This window comes from Rahnella bonaserana, assembly GCF_019049675.1.
Taxonomy (GTDB): Bacteria; Pseudomonadota; Gammaproteobacteria; order Enterobacterales; family Enterobacteriaceae; genus Rahnella; species Rahnella bonaserana.
In genome coordinates this window covers 1-16,695 of sequence record NZ_JAFMOW010000049.1, presented here as the reverse complement: position 1 = coordinate 16,695, position 16,695 = coordinate 1, and the positions used below count along the sequence as shown (strand labels likewise).

Here is a 16,695-nt window from a genome sequence, read left to right as displayed (position 1 = left end):
CATGACAGCCGCCATGCAGGCGCAGGAGTAAACGTGGGATTTTTAAGCGAATTTTTCGCCCGTATTACCGGCTCTAAAACCGGGCAGGATACGGTAAAAACATCACCTCAACAGGAGTTAAAAATGGCAAAAGTACTGGTTCTCTATCATTCCATGTATGGTCATATAGAAACGATGGCGCAGAGCGTTGCCGAAGGCGCACGCAGCGTTCCGGGGGTTGAAGTCACGATAAAACGCGTTCCTGAAACGATGCCGGAAGAAGCCTTTAAGGCTGCCGGTGGCAAAACCGGTCAGACGGCAGAAGTCGCGTCTCCCGCAGAGCTTGGCGATTACGATGCCATTATTTTTGGCACACCAACCCGCTTTGGTAACATGACCGGTCAGATGCGCACTTTCCTCGACCAGACCGGCGGCCTGTGGGCCAAAGGCGCACTGGCAGGTAAAGTCGCCAGCGTGTTCAGTTCCACCGGCACCGGTGGCGGCCAGGAAATGACCATCACCTCCACCTGGACCACTCTCGCCCATCACGGCATGATCATCGTCCCGATCGGTTACACCACGCCTGAACTGTTCGATATTTCACAGGTCCGCGGCGGCACGCCTTATGGCGCCACCACTATCGCCGGTGGCGACGGTTCACGTCAGCCGAGCGCCGAAGAACTGCGCATTGCCGTACATCAGGGTAAACACGTGGCGACCATTGTCAGTAAACTGGTCAGCTAGATAACCGCGTAAAACAAGGCGCAGAATTCTGCGCCTTAAATTCCCATCACCAGTATGTCCAGCGCTGCAACAACATCCGCCCGATGAATATCCGCATTCAACACCGGTTCATGATGTAATTGCGTCGTACTTACGCTGGTCAGGAGATGAGTCATCAGCACGTATTGATGATTTTGGATCCTGATAAGGGGATGAAGATGCCTGATGGGTTTCAGGTTGCTAAGCGCGGTTAGCGGCACAACGATCCGCTCGTTGAGTCTTTCAAATAAAGGATTCTGAATATCCATAAAATAGGGATAAAGATATTTTCCCTCTCCCTGATTTTCGTAAACATCAAATTGCGCCATTACAACACTCCTCGTCCCTGAGAGAAGAGTCCTGCCTTTTCAGTAAAAGCGTTGCAGGAATCCATTGCTTGCTGATTTTCCTCTAAGAACAGTTTCCTTTGTTTCTCTTTCACCGCTTCTCCTAACGCTTTATCAAACGTTGCTGAAAGATTTATGCCAAACACTTTGGCTTGTTCAAGTAAATCGGCACTCAGCGTGACATTCGTTCGTTTCTTATTTCCTGCGACTGATGGCATAGCACCCTCTTCATACACACCTGAGATGCGCATTAGAATGTCACACAGTGAAGGCATAAACTATCGAATCCTTTTATACGGTCCAAAAAAAACGGCCCTTGCGGACCGTTTTGTCTTTGGCAGAGATTACGCCTGTTTTGCTTATTTACCACGCGACGCAATGATGTTTTCAGCGACATTGCGCGGTGCCTCGGCATAGTGATTGAACTCCATGCTGTAGGTTGCACGGCCTTGCGACATTGACCGCAAAACGGTGGAATAGCCAAACATTTCAGATAACGGCACTTCGGCTTTAATGATTTTACCGCCGCCGCCCGCGATTTCCTCCATGCCCTGCACCGTACCGCGACGCGACGATAAATCGCCCATCACGCCACCGGCGTATTCTTCCGGTGTTTCCACTTCAACTTTCATCATCGGTTCGAGGATCACCGGATCTGCACGTTTGGCCGCTTCTTTGAAACCAAAGATCGCCGCCATTTTGAACGCCATTTCCGAGGAGTCGACCTCGTGGTATGAGCCGAAGGTCAGCGTCACTTTCACATCGACCACCGGATAACCGGCCAGAATGCCGTTGTTCAGCGCTTCGGTAACCCCTTTCTCAACCGCCGGGATATAGTCCCGCGGCACCACGCCACCTTTTGTCGCATCGACAAACTCGAAACCTGTGCCTGCCGGCAGCGGTTCAAGCGTGAAGACCACATGGCCGTACTGACCTTTACCGCCTGACTGACGTACAAATTTCCCTTCCACATCTTTCACCGTTTTACGCACCGTTTCGCGATACGTTACCTGCGGTTTACCGATGTTGGCTTCCACACCGAACTCACGTTTCATGCGGTCGACAATGATTTCCAGATGCAATTCGCCCATCCCGGAAATGATCGTCTGTCCGGACTCCTCGTCGGTACGGATGCGGAACGACGGGTCTTCTGATGCCAGTCGTGACAGTGCGATCCCCATTTTCTCCTGGTCGGCTTTGGTCTTCGGCTCGATGGCCTGCGAAATCACCGGATCCGGAAACTCCATGCGCACCAGCGTAATAATGTCAGTCGGATCACACAGCGTTTCACCGGTCGTCACATCTTTCAGCCCGACACAGGCGGCGATATCACCGGCACGGATTTCGTCAATCTCAATACGGTCATTCGCGTGCATCTGCACTATACGGCCAATACGCTCTTTCTTGCCGCGCACCGGGTTATACACGCTGTCGCCTTTTTTCAGCACGCCGGAATACACGCGGACAAACGTCAGCTGGCCGACATACGGGTCAGTCATCAGTTTGAACGCCAGCGCCGAGAACTTCTCGTTATCATCAGAATGACGGAAGACCTCATTACCGTCTTCGTCCGTGCCCGCCACCGGTGGAATATCCAGCGGAGAAGGCATCAGTTCGATCACGGCATCGAGCATACGCTGAACGCCTTTATTCTTGAACGCACTGCCACACAGCATCGGCTGGATTTCCCCGGCGATGGTGCGCAGACGCAAACCTTCGGTAATTTCATCCTCAGTCAGCGTGCCCTCTTCGAGATATTTATCCATCAGCGCGTCGTTGGCTTCGGCAGCGGCTGACACCATTTTCTCGCGCCATTCTTCCGCCAGTGCCTGCAGTTCTGCCGGGATCGCTTCATAGGTAAAGGTCATACCTTGTGTCGCGTCGTCCCACAAAATGGCACGCATTTTGCGCAAATCCACCACGCCGGTGAAATGATCTTCTTTACCGATCGGAATAACAATCGGCACCGGATTGGCTTTCAGGCGATCGACCATCATCTGGCGGACACGGAAGAAATCTGCGCCCTGACGGTCCATTTTGTTAACGAATGCCAGACGCGGCACTTTGTATTTATTGGCCTGACGCCAGACGGTTTCCGACTGTGGCTGCACGCCGCCCACGGCGTCATACACCATTACCGCACCGTCGAGTACGCGCATGGAACGTTCCACTTCAATGGTGAAATCCACGTGCCCCGGTGTGTCGATAATGTTAATGCGATGCTCATCGAACGAGTGATCCATCCCGCGCCAGAAACAGGTGACAGCAGCGGAGGTAATGGTAATACCGCGCTCCTGTTCCTGAGCCATCCAGTCTGTGGTCGCACCGCCGTCATGCACTTCTCCCAGCTTATGATTCATGCCGGTATAGAAAAGAATACGCTCGGTGGTGGTGGTTTTACCTGCGTCGATGTGTGCTGAGATACCGATATTGCGGTAGCGCTCGATTGGCGTTTTGCGAGCCATATAACGTCCTTACTGGTTGATGGCTAAGTTGGCGGAGAGTGTTATCACGTCCCGTCACAAAGTATTAGGTACTAAACTTCTTAGTGCGGAGAGTATACTACAATTGTACGTGTATATTCGTACAATAATTTTATTCTATCGATGAAATTGGTCAGAAGCCGTCGCGTTGTACAGCAGCAGAGCGATAGGCTATATTGCGCGGCCGTTAATGAGCGTCGTTAAAGTAAAGGAACAATATGATAGCCAACCACCCTGAGCGCGAGCAGATCCGCCTCGAAAATGTTCTGACTGCGCTGGGCAATCCGTTACGTCTGGCCGTCGTGCGCACGCTGGCAAAAGGCGGCGAACATCCTTGCGGAACCTTATTGCAGGGATTGTCGAAATCGACACTGACCCATCACTGGCGCGTACTTCGCGACAGCGGGGTTATCTGGCAGCGTCCGGACGGCCGCGCCAATTTGCTTTCACTGCGCCGCGAAGATCTGGATGCCCGCTTCCCCGGCCTGCTGGATTCCCTGCTCAGCGCCATTGAATCCGACGGCATCACGCTGGAATCGACCCAGAAACATATTTCCGAACAGCATCTCTGATGCTCTGTAAATCAGTGTGCTGTTAATTGCGATTTCACCAGAGCACAAAACGTATTGATTATAGCCGATGAACGGCTGTCTTCCCGCCGCGCGAGATACAGCGGCGCGCTGAGTTGCGTGGCAGTATCCAGCGGCAGAAACACCACGCCATCGCCGCCGAGGCGGGTCATGGATTCGGGCACAATCGAAATCCCCAGCCCCGCGCCGACCAGGCTCAGACACGATGTTAACCGTGGCGCTTCCTGCACGATATGCGGACTGAAACCGGCGCGGACATACGCTGCCAGTATGGCGTCATACAATCCCTGCCCGGCGCGACGGCGGTACAACACGAAGGGCTCGTTACTCAGTTCTTCGAGTTTAAGCGGCGTCGCGGAAGTCCGGGATGCCAGTCTGTGCCCCGCCGGAACTGCCACCCACATCGGTTCTTCCAGCACTTTTTCCATCTCTAATTCAGGCATGTCTTTGACCCGCATACGTACAAATGCGACATCCAGCTCGCCTGCCACTACCGATGCCAGCAGCTCACCGCTGCCGCTTTCCTCAAGCTGGGTACTGACCGCCGGATAAATCTCCCGGTAGCGGCGCAACAGCGCGGGTACAAACGTGTGCAGCGCGGCCGAGCTGGTGAAACCGATACGCACGCGCCCCTGTTCTCCTTGCGCGGCACGATGCATGGCAGCGCTGAGCTGAGCGGCTCGCGCCAGAACCGCACGGGCTTCCTGCAATAACACCTCGCCCGCTTCGGTCGGGATCACCCCGCGTGGCATGCGTCGTAATAAAGGCACGCCAAATTCCTGTTCCAGCCCCTGTAACAGACGGGTCAGTGGCGGTTGCTGGATAAATAACAGCTCTGCCGCACGGGTAATGCTGCCCGCTTCCACCACGGTGACGAAGGCATTCAGACGTTTCAGTTCAATCATATCCATACCCTCAGGGTATCTTTTGGCATTAATAAAGGCATTAGACATCATGGCACATCCACGCGCATGATCCTCAACAGATTTTACGCCTCTGGCGGCTTTGAATTACATTTGAAGGAGAGTGTGAAAATGTCGGCACAAACGCAGGAAAAATTAATGCTGGATACAGAAGATGGCACCGCGCCGCAGCCCGACTGCGGACAACTGTTTATGGGCTTTTTCGTTCTCGGACTGACCGGTTTCGGGGGCGTGCTGCCGATGGCGCGGCACATGCTGGTGGATAAACGCCGCTGGCTGACCGGCGATCAGTTCACCGAACTGCTGGGTTTGTGTCAGTTTTTACCGGGCGGCAATATCATTAATTTGTCAGTCGCACTGGGCATGGAGTTTCGCGGGCTGCGCGGGGCGCTTTCGGCCATTTTGGGGCTGATTCTGGCGCCGACGATTTGCGTGGTGCTGCTCGGTCTGGTGTATGCGCGTTATCAGAATGAACCGCTGGTGGAACATTTGTTTGCGGGAATGGCGGCAGCGGCGGCTGGTTTACTGCTCTCGACCGGCCTCAAAATGCTGGCCCCTTTGCGGGGAAAATGGTTGCAGCTGGCGCTGGTCGCCGCAGGCGTCATTGCCATCGCAGGATTTCGCATCCCGATGCTGCCGGTCATGCTGGTGCTGGCTCCGGTGAGTATTTTCATCTGCGCAAGGAGTAAATTCTGATGGCCGTTTTACTCTCACTCGCCCTGCTGTTTACCGAGCTTTCACTGCTGGCATTTGGCGGCGGTAATACCATTTTACCGGAGATGCAACGTGCCGTGGTTCAGGTGCATCACTGGATGAGCGCGCAGGAATTCAGTGCCCTGTTCGCGCTGGCGCAGGCCGCTCCCGGACCGAATATGATGATCGTGCCGCTGATTGGCTGGCAGGTGGCGGGATGGTCCGGTCTGCTGGTGTCTTCTCTGGCAAAGTTTGGCCCGTCTTCCGTGGTGACGCTGATCGTGATGGGGGGCTGGAAGCGTTATAAAGATCGTCCGTGGCGTCAGGTTATTCAGCGCGGACTGGTGCCGGTTACGGTCGGGCTGGTGGTTTCAAGCGGACTGTTAATCGCTAAAGCTTCAGCCACCACGCTGTCACTTGCCGGGGTGATCGCCCTGTGTACCCTGCTGGCACTGAATAAGCGGATCCACCCGTTATGGGTACTGGCGGTCGGCGCGGTGCTGGGAATGGTACTTGGCTGATAACATTTGAGAACCTGATCGCAATATCAGTCAGGCAAATAGGTTATTCCTTGAGAGTTAAGTTTCTATATTTATCAATTCTTTATAGACACAAAATAATTAAGGATGATAATGAAAATCAAACCTCTGAGCCTGGCTGTTTCTGCCCTTCTGTTTTCCACACCTGCTGCTTTTGCTGATACCGAACAGCCCGAAATGAGTCAGCGCGAAGTCACATTACTGACCGTTGATGGCCTGCAATTTAAAGATCTTAATCACTCCGGCAAACTTGAACCCTATGAAGACTGGCGACTGACGCCGGAAGAACGCGCGGCGGATCTGGTAAAGCGCATGACGCTGGAGGAAAAAGCCGGGGTGATGATGCACGGTTCCGCGCCGACGGCCAACAGCCCGATCGGCGCCGGAACTCATTATGATATGGCGGCGGCGGAAAAGATGATTTCCGGCGCTAAGGTCAACAGCCTGATCACCAGGTTGTCAGCGGAAGATCCGGCGCTGCTGGCGGAAGAAAATAATAAATTGCAGCAGATTGCTGAAAAATCGCGGCTGGGTATTCCGGTCACTGTCAGCAGCGACCCGCGTAACTCGTTTGAATATCTGACGGGTGCCAGTACGGCTTCCGGCAAATTTACCCAGTGGCCTGAAACGTTAGGGCTGGCGGCGATTGGCAATGAAAAGCTCACCCGCCGCTACGCCGATATCGTCCGTCAGGAGTATCTGGCTGTCGGTATTCGTGAAGCCCTTTCACCGCAGGCAGATCTTGCGACTGAACCCCGCTGGGCGCGTATCAGTGGCACTTTCGGTGAAGATCCGACACGGGTGCATAACATGGTGCGCGGCTACATCGAAGGGATGCAAAATGGCGGCGATGGCCTGAATCAGGGCAGCGTCATTTCGGTGGTGAAGCACTGGGTGGGTTATGGCGCGGCGGAAAATGGTTACGACAGCCATAATGTCTACGGCAAAAATGCCGTGTTTCCAGGCAATAACCTCAAAGAGCACATCTATCCGTTTACCGGCGCGTTCGAAGCCAATGTCGCCAGCGTCATGCCCACCTATTCCATTTTGAAAAATGCGTCCTTTGAAGGCAAACCGCTGGAACAGGTCGGTGCCGGATTCAGCCATCAGTTACTGACGGATATCCTGCGCGGTCAGTATGGTTTCAAAGGGGTGATCCTCAGCGACTGGTTGATCACCAGCAACTGCGAAGACGAATGCCTGAACGGTTCGCCGGAAGGCAAAGAACCGGTCCCCGGCGGCATGTCCTGGGGTGTTGAAAACCTGACGCCGCAGCAGCGTTTCGTCAAAGCGGTGAAGGCAGGTGTGGATCAGTTTGGCGGTGTGACTGACTCCCAACTGCTGGTGAATGCGGTCAACGAAAAACAGCTGACGCAGCAGCGGCTGGATGAATCCGTGGTGCGAATCCTTGAGCAGAAATTCCGCACCGGCCTGTTCGAAAATCCGTATGTTGATCCTCAGAAAGCGGTGAAAACCGTCGGACGCGCAGACTGGCAGAAAGAAGCCGATGCGGCGCAACGTCACTCCCTTGTGTTACTGCAAAATACCGGTGATCTTTTGCCACTGAAGAAAGGCAAAAAAGTGTGGCTGTATGGTATCGAACCGAAAGCCGCACAGGCCGCAGGTTTCACCGTGGTGGATGCGCCGGAAAAAGCTGATGTCGCGTTGATCCGCGCCCATGCACCTTATGAACAGCCACATAAACAGTGGTTCTTCGGCAAACGCCACCACGAAGGCTCGCTGGCCTTTACCGATGACAATGCCGATTATCAGGCCATCGTAAAAGCCGGCAAAGCGGTACCCACGGTGGTCACGATATATCTCGACCGCCCTGCCATTCTGACCAACGTGAATGACAAAGCGAAAGCGGTTATCGGTAATTTCGGGGTCAGTGATGCGGTGCTGTTTAGCCGTCTGACCAGCAGCGAAGCCTATACCGGTAAACTGCCGTTCGAGCTGCCGTCATCGATGGAGGCGGTGCTCGGACAGCAGTCGGATATGCCCCATGACAGCGAAAATCCGCTGTTTGAACTGGGCTTTGGTCTGGCGCGTTAACGCCCGCGATTAACTGATCACCCGCGCCAGCACAAAACCGTCCCAGCCTTTGCTGCCGACGGTTTGCAGCGCGGTGGCAGACAAGCGCGGTTCGTACTCAATCATCTCAATGAAGCGGCGAACGCCTTGTACACGGGCGTCGTCGCTGTGCGCATCGACCACCGCGCCGTCCCTTACCACGTTGTCTCCGATAATTAATGTGCCCGGCTTCGACAGTTTCAGCGCCCATTCCAGATAAAGCGGATTACTGGGTTTATCCGCATCAATGAAAATCAGATCAAACGGCGCTTCAGCCGTAAGCATCGGTAACGTTTCTGACGCAGGTCCGGTGTGCAACGTAATTTTGTCCTGCAGACCAGCGAGATCAATGTTGGTCTGTGCGACACGGGCATGGTGCGGGTCGGCTTCCAGCGTCACCACTTTGCCGGATACGGGCAGTGCCCGCGCCAGCCAGATCGTGCTGTAAGCGCCCAGCGTGCCAATTTCCAGTACCTTCTGCGCACCGGTGATTTGCACGAATAACGCCAAAAGTTTCCCCTGATTAGGTGCCACATCGTGCGCGGGCAATCCGGCCTGATGATTATTATTGAGCACCTGTTGTAATACCGGATCGTCATCAACCAGATGACTGACCAGATAGCTATCCACCTCAGCCCATTTTTGACTGTCTTCCTGTGAATTTACCGAATTCATGTCGTCCCCTGCCTTGAACTTTTTCGATTTTAAAAAACTCATCCTTAAAGCTAATGCGTAACCGAGTTTTTGCCCGCCTTTTCAATGAAATTCTTCAAACTTCAGGTTACAGCAATCCGACCTTATACCCTTTCATCAGGCAGGGCTGTTCGTAAAACGAACAAAAAGACCCTATTTTTCATCATGATAAACATGCGTCACTTCACAGTTTTTGATGAAAGTTCACTTGAATTTGTAAAATAATAATGATAACAATTATCATTAAGTTTAACATTCGTTTTGCTTTCGTTAAGCCATACCGCTTTATTGCGCCGCCGCTTTCGCGCGGAGCCCTGTTGGCTTTTTGGGTCTATTTCACACGCATCAATTAATCACCTGATGTTTTATCAGGTTATTTATAGGGACTATGAATATGTTGTTGGCTTTTCCCCTCAAACGCTCGGTGCTTATGTGCGCCATGGCGCTGGCCGTTCCGGCTGCATCAATGGCTGCCGAAGATACGGTCGTTATCAAAGCCGCACCTGCCGATACCGCAGATGCCCCGACGCAGGGTTACAGTGCAAAAACCAGTAAAAGCGCGACCAAAACTGATCAACCGCTGATCACCACCGGTCAGGCCGTGTCTGTTGTGACCCGTCAGCAAATGACTGACCAGAACGCCACCACGGTTAACGCTGCACTGAACTACACGCCGGGCGTATTCACCAACTTTGCGGGTGGCGCAACGCGTTATGACACGATTTCCCTGCGCGGTTTCCACGGCGGTGACGTCAACAACACATTCCTCGATGGTTTGCGTATCCTCAGCGATGGCGCAACCTACAACTCTATTCAGGTTGATCCCTGGTTCCTTGAGCGTATTGATGTGGTAAAAGGCCCGTCGTCTGCGCTTTACGGTCAGAGCATTCCCGGCGGTGTGGTGGTTGAATCCACCAAACGCCCGCAGTTTGCTGAAGAAGGTCATTTCCAGCTTTCCGGCGGCACGCAAAACACCAAAGGCGGCGCGTTCGATTACACGAATGCGATCAACGATCAGCTGGCATTCCGTCTGACCGGCATGACCCGCAGCAGCGACACGCAGTACGATCACCAGCGTGAAGAGCGTTATGCGATTTCTCCACAGTTACTGTGGACGCCGGATGAAAATACCTCTCTGTTACTGCGTGCCTATCTGCAAAAAGATCCGTCTGGCGGTTATCACGCCGCAGTGCCTGCCGACGGCAGCCTGTACGGTCAGAAACTGAGCCGTGGTTTCTTCGATGGTGAAAGCACCCGTAACCAGTTCAAACGCTGGGAGCAAATCTACAGCTACGAATTCCAGCACGCGTTTAACGACGTGTGGTCATTCCGCCAGAACGCCAACTACACCCATTCCAATACCGAACTGGATCAGGTGTATCAGGCTGGCTGGAACGCAGACCGTACGCTGATGAATCGCTACTATTCCGGCGAGAAATCGTCTCTGGATACGTTTGCTATCGACAACCAGCTGGAAGCGGATTTCGCCACCGGCGAACTGGCACATAAAGTGGTTCTGGGCTTTGATTATTCCCACTTTATCAACGACGTGAAATCTGATGGTGCAACCGCTGAGCCACTTAACCCGTACACCGGTGTGGGCGGCGATGCCCTGGATTATTACAGCCATTCACGCGGTAAAAACCGTTATGAGCAGATGGGCACTTATCTGCAAGATGAAATGAGCTGGAACAAGTGGTATCTGACCCTGTCAGGCCGTTACGACACGCTGAAAACCTCCAGCCGCAGCTACGAAAGCATCTACGGCATCCACAGCAACAGCGAACGTAAAGATGAACACTTCAGCAGCCGCGCTTCCCTGCTGTACGCCTTCGACAGCGGGATTTCTCCATACGTCAGCTACAGCCAGGCGATGACACCGTCTGCCCTGCCGGGTGCTGATGGCACTCTGCTGAAACCGATGCAGAGCGAGCAATACGAAGCGGGGATCAAATACCAGCCGGTCGGTACGTCCGATATGTATACCGCGGCGTTATATGACCTGACGCAAAAAGACGTGGGTAACCGCGTGGTAGTCGGCAGCTACTACGAGCCGGCAGGGAAAATCCGTTCACAGGGTCTGGAGCTGGAAGCCAAGAAGCAGGTTACCGAACGCTTCAACGTGATGGCCGGTTATACCTATAACAAAGTGCGTATCCGTGATGCCGCCGAAAACAACGGCAACACGCCGTATGTGACGCCAAAACAAATGGCGTCTATCTGGGGTCAGTACAACACGCCGATTGGTGTGGATATGGGTGCGGGCGTGCGTTACATCGGCACACAATGGGCGGATAACGAAAACACCCGTCACATGCCTTCAGCCACGCTGGTTGATGCGTCCCTGCGTATGAATCTGGTGCAGTTTAATCCGCAGCTGAAAGGCGCGTATGTGCAGCTGAATGCCAACAACCTGTTCGACAAGAAATATGTCGCAGCCTGTTACGGCACCAGCTACTGCTACTGGGGTCAGGAACGTACTGTGGTTGCTACAGTAGGTTATGATTTCTGATAGATTTTTTCAGCTCCTCCCTCTGCGAAGGGGGAGGCTGGGAGGGGATTTTAAGTGCTAACACCTTGTTTAAGAAAACCTTAACTTTCTGATTTAGAACTTAATACCCCACCCCAACCCTCCCCTTCGCAGGGGAGGGAGCGATTCTGAGAGTTTATTCTTCCGGCAAATTTAGCCGCGCTTTTATCGTCTTCCGCGCATGTTCCAGCAACGCCTCTGAAGCTTCACGATCCGGTTCGCAACGCGCCAGCGATAAACTGCCCATCAGTTCTGCACTGACCGATATCGCCGCTGTTTGCGGATTTTCAACGCCCATCTCCGACAGCTGGCGGATAATCATCCCGCGGATCCGTTCGATTCCCCGGGCAAATTCCGCCTGACAAGGTACCGACATTCGTGGTGTTTCCGAGGCCAGCGCTGAAACCGGACAACCCTGCGCACGGTTATCACGATGCCATGGCGACAGGTAGAAATCGATATATCCCGCCAGTTGCTGCTGTGCAGTCAGCCCCTGATTGTTTTTCTCCCAGCGCAACATCACCTGATTAAACATCTGCTCTATGGCCGCTTCGATCAGCGCCTCTTTGGAGGCAAAGTGCGCATAAAACCCGCCGTGCGTCAGCCCGGCTTTACTCATCACGCCTGCCACGCTGACCTGCATCGGTCCTTTGGCGCGAATAGCTTTTGCCGCTTCTTTCACGATCCGCTCGCGGATTTTAGGTTTATGTTCACTTTCATAGCGCATAGTAAGGCCCTGATAATCAGAAAATTGCCGTCACAGTTTACCTGAGCGAACCGGTTAACGAAACGCGGGCATCCACCGATAATCCCGGACGTAGCGCCGCTAAATCCGGCTGACCGGCATCGAGACGAATGCGCACCGGCACCCGCTGAACAATCTTGGTGAAATTACCGGTGCCCGGCTCAAACGGCAGCAACGCAAATGTCGAACCGGAGCCCGGCGCGAGGCTGTCGACTTCGCCGCGAAACGTCACGCCCGGCAGCGCATCCACATGCACATCTGCCCGTTGTCCCGGCTGCATTCTGCCGGTCTGTGTTTCCTTGAAGTTGGCGGTGACATAAATCCCCTGCTCCGGCACCAGCGTCATCAGCCGCTGACCGGGCGTGACATAATCGCCAACCTGCACCTGACGGTTACCCGCCACGCCATCTACGGCGGCAAAAATCGTGGTGTGATTGAGATCCTGCTGCGCAAGGTCTTCCGCTGCCTGCGCTTTGACGACCGCCGCATTTGCCAGCGCCAGCGCGGCTTCAATTTCAGCGCGTTTTGCATGCGTGACCGCCGCCTGATTTTCTGCCACATCCAGCATGGCTGCGGCGTGTGCTGAGGTCTGTTCAGCAGTTACGGCGGTCGTTTTATAGCGGTCGGCATCATTACGTGACGTCGCGCCGCTGACCGCCAGCGACTGATAACGTTGCTGCTCGGCTTCGGCGTGTTGCTGCTCGGCGCGGGAGGAGCGGATTGCCGTGCGCGCGGCTTCAATCTGGGTCAGTGCAAGTTGTTCCTGCGCCTGCTGACTGAGTAACGCGGCCTGCTGTTGCGCGACCTGAGCCCGTGCATCGTCGAGATCTCCGCGTGCCGCATTCAGGCGCGCAGTAAATTCTTCACTGTCGATCAGAACCAGTTTATCCCCCGCATGAACCTGCTGGTTGTGGTTAACCAGCACTTTGGCCACAAACCCCTTCACTTTTGGCGCAACGGTGGTCGCATCTGCCGTCAGATAAGCATCGTCGGTGGATTCGGACGCAGGCGCGGCCAGCAACCAGGCTGCACCGCCAAGGGCAACAGCCAGCGCAATGCCGCTGACCACAAAGATCCGCTTCGACCGCTTGCCGGATTTTTCTGCCGGGACCGTGATCCCTTCACCTGCTGTGGCTTCACTCATTTTTATTCTCACTCATTGCATGATGGTCATCATCTTAATATGATGACCATCATATAAACAAGCCCCCGGGATCTCACAAAATGTCTGCCACCCTGACTCCAGCCGCGACGCTTTCGCCTGCGGATTACCCGACCTCACGCAAGTTTCTGATTTTCAGCATTATGGCGTTTGGCATGTTTCTGGCATTGATTGACATTCAGATCGTCGCCGCCTCGTTAAATGATGTGCAGGCCGGATTGTCCGCAGGACCCGATGAAATCAGCTGGGTACAAACGTCCTACCTGATCGCCGAACTGGTGATGATCCCTTTCTCAGCGTTTCTGACGCAGGCGCTTTCCACCCGCTGGCTGTTCAGTGCTTCCGCCGCGTTATTTACGCTCAGCAGTATCGGTTGCGGATTATCGTGGAATATCGAATCGATGATCTTCTTCCGCGCTTTGCAGGGCTTTACCGGCGGCGCGATGGTACCGACGGTATTCGCCACCGGTTTTGCCATGTTTCAGGGTAAACAGCAGGCGCTGATCCCCGCGATCCTCGGCATGGTCAGCGTGCTGGCACCGACGCTCGGGCCGACGGTCGGCGGCGTGGTAACGCAGTTACTCGACTGGCGGTGGATTTTCTTCATCAACATCCTGCCCGGCATTCTGGTGGCGACCGGCGCGGTACTGTTTATTCATGTTGATAAGGCCGATTTTTCCATGCTCAGACGCATCGACTGGGTGCATTTATTGTCGATGGCGATAGCGCTGGGGTGTCTGGAATACGTACTGGAAGAAGGTCCGCGAAAAAACTGGTTCAGCGATCCGCAGATCCAGATATCAGCCTGGTTCTCGCTGGTGGCCTTTGTCCTGTTCCTCGAACGATCCTTTTATTCTAAAAACCCCATCGTGCGTCTGACGCCTTTTCGCGACCCGACGTTCACCTTCGCCTGCCTGTTCAATCTGGTGGTCGGGTTCGGGCTATATGCCTCTACCTATCTGACCCCGGTCTTCCTTGGCCGCATCCGCGATTTCAACAGCCTGGAAATCGGGACGACGGTGTTTGTGGTCGGCGTCGGACAGTTTTTCAGTACCCTTATTGCCGCCAGATTAATCAACCGCGTTGACCGCCGGTTACTGATCGCGGTGGGATTATCCGGTTTCGCATTGAGTCTGTGGCTGACAACGACCGTCACCACGTTCTGGGGATCGGAACAGTTTTTCTGGCCTCAGGTGGTGCGGGGCTTGTTTATCATGTTGTGTATCGTACCGAGCGTAAACATGGCACTGACCGCGTTTCAGGGACCGGAACTGCGTTACGCGTCCGGGTTGTTTAACCTGATGCGCAATCTGGGGGGCGCGATCGGTATTGCCACCGTGAATACCTGGTTACAGGACTGGACGCGGGTGCATGCAACGCGTTTCGGTGAAAGTCTCGGACAGTATGGCGATACCGCGCAGGAGGTGATTGGCTCGCTGGCACAAAGGATCGGCCACCTCACGCCGGACACCGCGCAGGCTTTACTGATGGCGAAAGGATTGTTTGGCGCACAAGTTGCTGCGCAGTCTCTTACCCTGGCGTTTAATGATATTTTTCAGGTGATGGCCTGGATGTTCCTGGCGGCCCTGATCATGGTGCCGTTTTGCCGCAAATGAGCAGACGAATGTAAAGAAATGTGGTGCCTGCATCAAAAAATGCGGTTGCGTGAGGGAACTTTTCCAACAAGGTGAGAAAGCTTTGGCCTGTTTGAAATAAATCCTTATAATTAGCGGCCCTGAAATGCGATTCGTTACACATACTGAGTCCCTTTCAAGTGCTATGTGCAAGTACACTATCTCTCCGGCCGGTTTCGACTGCGTCGGGGGGAATTAACATCCTGACAACAACTGCCAGTGTGGCATTAACGACCAACGAAAATATGAAAATGAGCATTCGCGCAATCCTTACCCTGGTTTTGGCAGTTGCTGCATATAGCCAGGCGTCTTTTGCTGTGGTCTACCCTCTTCCGGCCAATAACGGTCGTCTGGTCGGTGAAAACATCACAGTCACTGTTCCTCAGGGCAGCAGCCTGCCACTGGAACATTTCGCAGCGCAATACCAGATGGGTTTGAGCAACATGCTCGAAGCCAACCCTGGCGTTGACCCGTTCCTGCCCACTCCTGGCACCGTGCTGACCATTCCTCAGCAACTGATCCTGCCGGATACTCCGCACGATGGCATCGTGATCAACAGTGCTGAAATGCGTTTGTATTACTACCCGAAAGGCACCAACACCGTAGTGGTTCTGCCAATCGGTATCGGTGAACTGGGCAAAGACACCCCGATGAACTGGGTGACTACCGTTCAGCGTAAAAAAGCCGGCCCGACCTGGACGCCGACCGCGAAAATGCATGAAGAATATGCTGCACGTGGCGAATTCCTGCCAGCCGTCTTCCCTGCCGGCCCGGACAACCCGATGGGTCTGTATGCGCTGTACGTTGGCCGTCTGTATGCCGTTCACGGCACCAACGCCAACTTCGGTATCGGTCTGCGCGTGAGCCACGGTTGTGTGCGTCTGCGTGATGCTGATATCAAATGGTTGTACGATAACGTGCCGCAAGGCACCCGCGTTCAGTTCATCAACGAACCGGTGAAAGCGACCGTTGAGCCAGACGGCAAACGTTATATAGAGATCCACAACCCGCTGTCCTCTAACCAGGAAGAGTTTGATTCCCAGCAACCGCTGCCAATCACTCTGACCGGCAGCGCAAGCAGTGTTGCGATGGACCCTGCGGTTAACCAGACTGTGGTTCAGCGCGCGATCGAGATGCGTTCCGGTATGCCGGTTCAGGTTAACTGATAGCGTCTTTGATGTTTTATTAAAAAGCCCCGATCTTCGGGGCTTTTTTTTTTGCTTAGTGTTAAAGCCAATCTGCAGTAAACATAAAGCCAGCCTGAGAAACAGGGCATGCTATCCGATGAACAGTGATTTCCATTTCTTGGCATTAGCACCCGAAGTATGGAAATTTAAGGCCTGGAGCGCATTTTATTCACATTGCTAATAAGAAAGAAAACACAACTAACTGAAATATGCTTTAAGTTTAATTTGGCAAATAGTGCAACCCATTAATTATTCGAGGAATATTTTAAATATTAAGTCATCTAAATCCTGTAAAATTCTTTGAGATTGATTCCTCACTATATATAAATAAGTTTTGTGAATGTATAATATATAT

Annotated in this window: 15 protein-coding genes; 8 read left to right on the top strand and 7 right to left on the bottom strand. The window is 53.7% G+C overall.

Annotated features, from left to right (window positions below):
* The first annotated feature begins 123 nt into the window (after positions 1–123).
* Positions 124–723: an NAD(P)H:quinone oxidoreductase gene (gene wrbA / locus J1778_RS02640; protein WP_015689874.1), complete on the top strand. Its 600-nt coding sequence runs from the start codon at positions 124–126 to the stop codon at positions 721–723.
* Positions 724–758: 35 nt separating this feature from the next.
* Here wrbA and J1778_RS02635 read toward each other — a convergent pair whose 3' ends face one another.
* The 3 genes from J1778_RS02635 to fusA form a co-directional block, all read right to left on the bottom strand.
* Positions 759–1,070 (bottom strand): CcdB family protein, encoded by a 312-nt coding sequence (locus J1778_RS02635; RefSeq protein WP_217171868.1) that lies wholly within the window; start codon positions 1,068–1,070, stop codon positions 759–761.
* On the bottom strand, positions 1,070–1,363 hold the full coding sequence (locus J1778_RS02630; RefSeq protein WP_217171867.1) for a type II toxin-antitoxin system CcdA family antitoxin: 294 nt from the start codon (positions 1,361–1,363) through the stop codon (positions 1,070–1,072). The genes J1778_RS02635 and J1778_RS02630 overlap by 1 nt, the downstream gene beginning before the upstream one ends.
* Positions 1,364–1,447: 84 nt before the next feature.
* Positions 1,448–3,553 (bottom strand): elongation factor G, encoded by a 2,106-nt coding sequence (gene fusA / locus J1778_RS02625; RefSeq protein ID WP_217171866.1) that lies wholly within the window; start codon positions 3,551–3,553, stop codon positions 1,448–1,450.
* A 236-nt stretch (positions 3,554–3,789) separates the two neighbouring features.
* Between fusA and J1778_RS02620 the strand changes: the two genes are divergently transcribed.
* On the top strand, positions 3,790–4,143 hold the full coding sequence (locus J1778_RS02620) for an ArsR/SmtB family transcription factor (RefSeq protein ID WP_013575288.1): 354 nt from the start codon (positions 3,790–3,792) through the stop codon (positions 4,141–4,143).
* Positions 4,144–4,154: 11 nt separating this feature from the next.
* On the opposite strand, the gene J1778_RS02615 is transcribed toward J1778_RS02620, so the two are convergent.
* Entirely contained in the window at positions 4,155–5,072 is a 918-nt protein-coding gene (locus tag J1778_RS02615; RefSeq protein WP_217171922.1) for a LysR family transcriptional regulator, read from the bottom strand.
* Between the two features lie 150 nt (positions 5,073–5,222).
* Between J1778_RS02615 and J1778_RS02610 the strand changes: the two genes are divergently transcribed.
* The 3 genes from J1778_RS02610 (at position 5,223) to J1778_RS02600 (ending at position 8,371) form a co-directional block, all read left to right on the top strand.
* Positions 5,223–5,780 carry a chromate transporter gene (locus tag J1778_RS02610; RefSeq protein WP_217171921.1) on the top strand — a complete coding sequence of 186 codons (558 nt, stop codon included), beginning with the start codon at positions 5,223–5,225 and terminating at the stop codon, positions 5,778–5,780.
* Positions 5,780–6,298, top strand: coding sequence for a chromate transporter (locus J1778_RS02605; RefSeq protein WP_129638771.1), 519 nt, complete (start codon positions 5,780–5,782; stop codon positions 6,296–6,298). The genes J1778_RS02610 and J1778_RS02605 overlap by 1 nt, the downstream gene beginning before the upstream one ends.
* Before the next feature lie 111 nt (positions 6,299–6,409).
* Entirely contained in the window at positions 6,410–8,371 is a 1,962-nt protein-coding gene (locus J1778_RS02600; protein ID WP_217171865.1) for a glycoside hydrolase family 3 protein, read from the top strand.
* A gap of 9 nt (positions 8,372–8,380) precedes the next feature.
* On the opposite strand, the gene J1778_RS02595 is transcribed toward J1778_RS02600, so the two are convergent.
* A complete protein-coding gene (locus J1778_RS02595) occupies positions 8,381–9,064 on the bottom strand; it encodes an O-methyltransferase (protein ID WP_217171864.1) in 684 nt (227 codons plus the stop codon).
* Positions 9,065–9,476: 412 nt separating this feature from the next.
* On the opposite strand from J1778_RS02595, the gene J1778_RS02590 reads away from it, so the two are divergent.
* On the top strand, positions 9,477–11,594 hold the full coding sequence (locus tag J1778_RS02590; protein ID WP_217171863.1) for a TonB-dependent siderophore receptor: 2,118 nt from the start codon (positions 9,477–9,479) through the stop codon (positions 11,592–11,594).
* Positions 11,595–11,748: 154 nt separating this feature from the next.
* Here J1778_RS02590 and J1778_RS02585 read toward each other — a convergent pair whose 3' ends face one another.
* The gene (locus J1778_RS02585; RefSeq protein WP_217171862.1) at positions 11,749–12,339 is read right to left on the bottom strand and encodes a TetR/AcrR family transcriptional regulator; all 591 of its coding nucleotides are present in this window, start codon (positions 12,337–12,339) and stop codon (positions 11,749–11,751) included.
* A 37-nt stretch (positions 12,340–12,376) separates the two neighbouring features.
* Positions 12,377–13,501 carry an HlyD family secretion protein gene (locus J1778_RS02580; RefSeq protein ID WP_217171861.1) on the bottom strand — a complete coding sequence of 375 codons (1,125 nt, stop codon included), beginning with the start codon at positions 13,499–13,501 and terminating at the stop codon, positions 12,377–12,379.
* 80 nt (positions 13,502–13,581) lie between these two features.
* Between J1778_RS02580 and J1778_RS02575 the strand changes: the two genes are divergently transcribed.
* The gene (locus J1778_RS02575) at positions 13,582–15,135 is read left to right on the top strand and encodes a DHA2 family efflux MFS transporter permease subunit (RefSeq protein ID WP_217171860.1); all 1,554 of its coding nucleotides are present in this window, start codon (positions 13,582–13,584) and stop codon (positions 15,133–15,135) included.
* A 263-nt stretch (positions 15,136–15,398) separates the two neighbouring features.
* A complete protein-coding gene (locus J1778_RS02570; protein WP_217171859.1) occupies positions 15,399–16,319 on the top strand; it encodes a L,D-transpeptidase family protein in 921 nt (306 codons plus the stop codon).
* The last annotated feature ends 376 nt before the right edge of the window (positions 16,320–16,695 follow it).

Excerpts from the sequence above, each read along its gene's own strand:
- J1778_RS02635 (WP_217171868.1), bottom strand. The coding sequence starts at position 1,070 with ATGGCGCAATTTGATGTTTACGAAAATCAGGGAGAGGGAAAATATCTT.
- J1778_RS02590 (WP_217171863.1), top strand. The coding sequence starts at position 9,477 with ATGTTGTTGGCTTTTCCCCTCAAACGCTCGGTGCTTATGTGCGCCATG.
- J1778_RS02610 (WP_217171921.1), top strand. The coding sequence starts at position 5,223 with ATGCTGGATACAGAAGATGGCACCGCGCCGCAGCCCGACTGCGGACAA.
- J1778_RS02605 (WP_129638771.1), top strand. The coding sequence starts at position 5,780 with ATGGCCGTTTTACTCTCACTCGCCCTGCTGTTTACCGAGCTTTCACTG.
- J1778_RS02600 (WP_217171865.1), top strand. The coding sequence starts at position 6,410 with ATGAAAATCAAACCTCTGAGCCTGGCTGTTTCTGCCCTTCTGTTTTCC.
- J1778_RS02570 (WP_217171859.1), top strand. The coding sequence starts at position 15,399 with ATGAAAATGAGCATTCGCGCAATCCTTACCCTGGTTTTGGCAGTTGCT.
- J1778_RS02585 (WP_217171862.1), bottom strand. The coding sequence starts at position 12,339 with ATGCGCTATGAAAGTGAACATAAACCTAAAATCCGCGAGCGGATCGTG.
- J1778_RS02580 (WP_217171861.1), bottom strand. The coding sequence starts at position 13,501 with ATGAGTGAAGCCACAGCAGGTGAAGGGATCACGGTCCCGGCAGAAAAA.
- wrbA (WP_015689874.1), top strand. The coding sequence starts at position 124 with ATGGCAAAAGTACTGGTTCTCTATCATTCCATGTATGGTCATATAGAA.
- fusA (WP_217171866.1), bottom strand. The coding sequence starts at position 3,553 with ATGGCTCGCAAAACGCCAATCGAGCGCTACCGCAATATCGGTATCTCA.
- J1778_RS02615 (WP_217171922.1), bottom strand. The coding sequence starts at position 5,072 with ATGGATATGATTGAACTGAAACGTCTGAATGCCTTCGTCACCGTGGTG.
- J1778_RS02595 (WP_217171864.1), bottom strand. The coding sequence starts at position 9,064 with ATGAATTCGGTAAATTCACAGGAAGACAGTCAAAAATGGGCTGAGGTG.
- J1778_RS02620 (WP_013575288.1), top strand. The coding sequence starts at position 3,790 with ATGATAGCCAACCACCCTGAGCGCGAGCAGATCCGCCTCGAAAATGTT.
- J1778_RS02575 (WP_217171860.1), top strand. The coding sequence starts at position 13,582 with ATGTCTGCCACCCTGACTCCAGCCGCGACGCTTTCGCCTGCGGATTAC.
- J1778_RS02630 (WP_217171867.1), bottom strand. The coding sequence starts at position 1,363 with ATGCCTTCACTGTGTGACATTCTAATGCGCATCTCAGGTGTGTATGAA.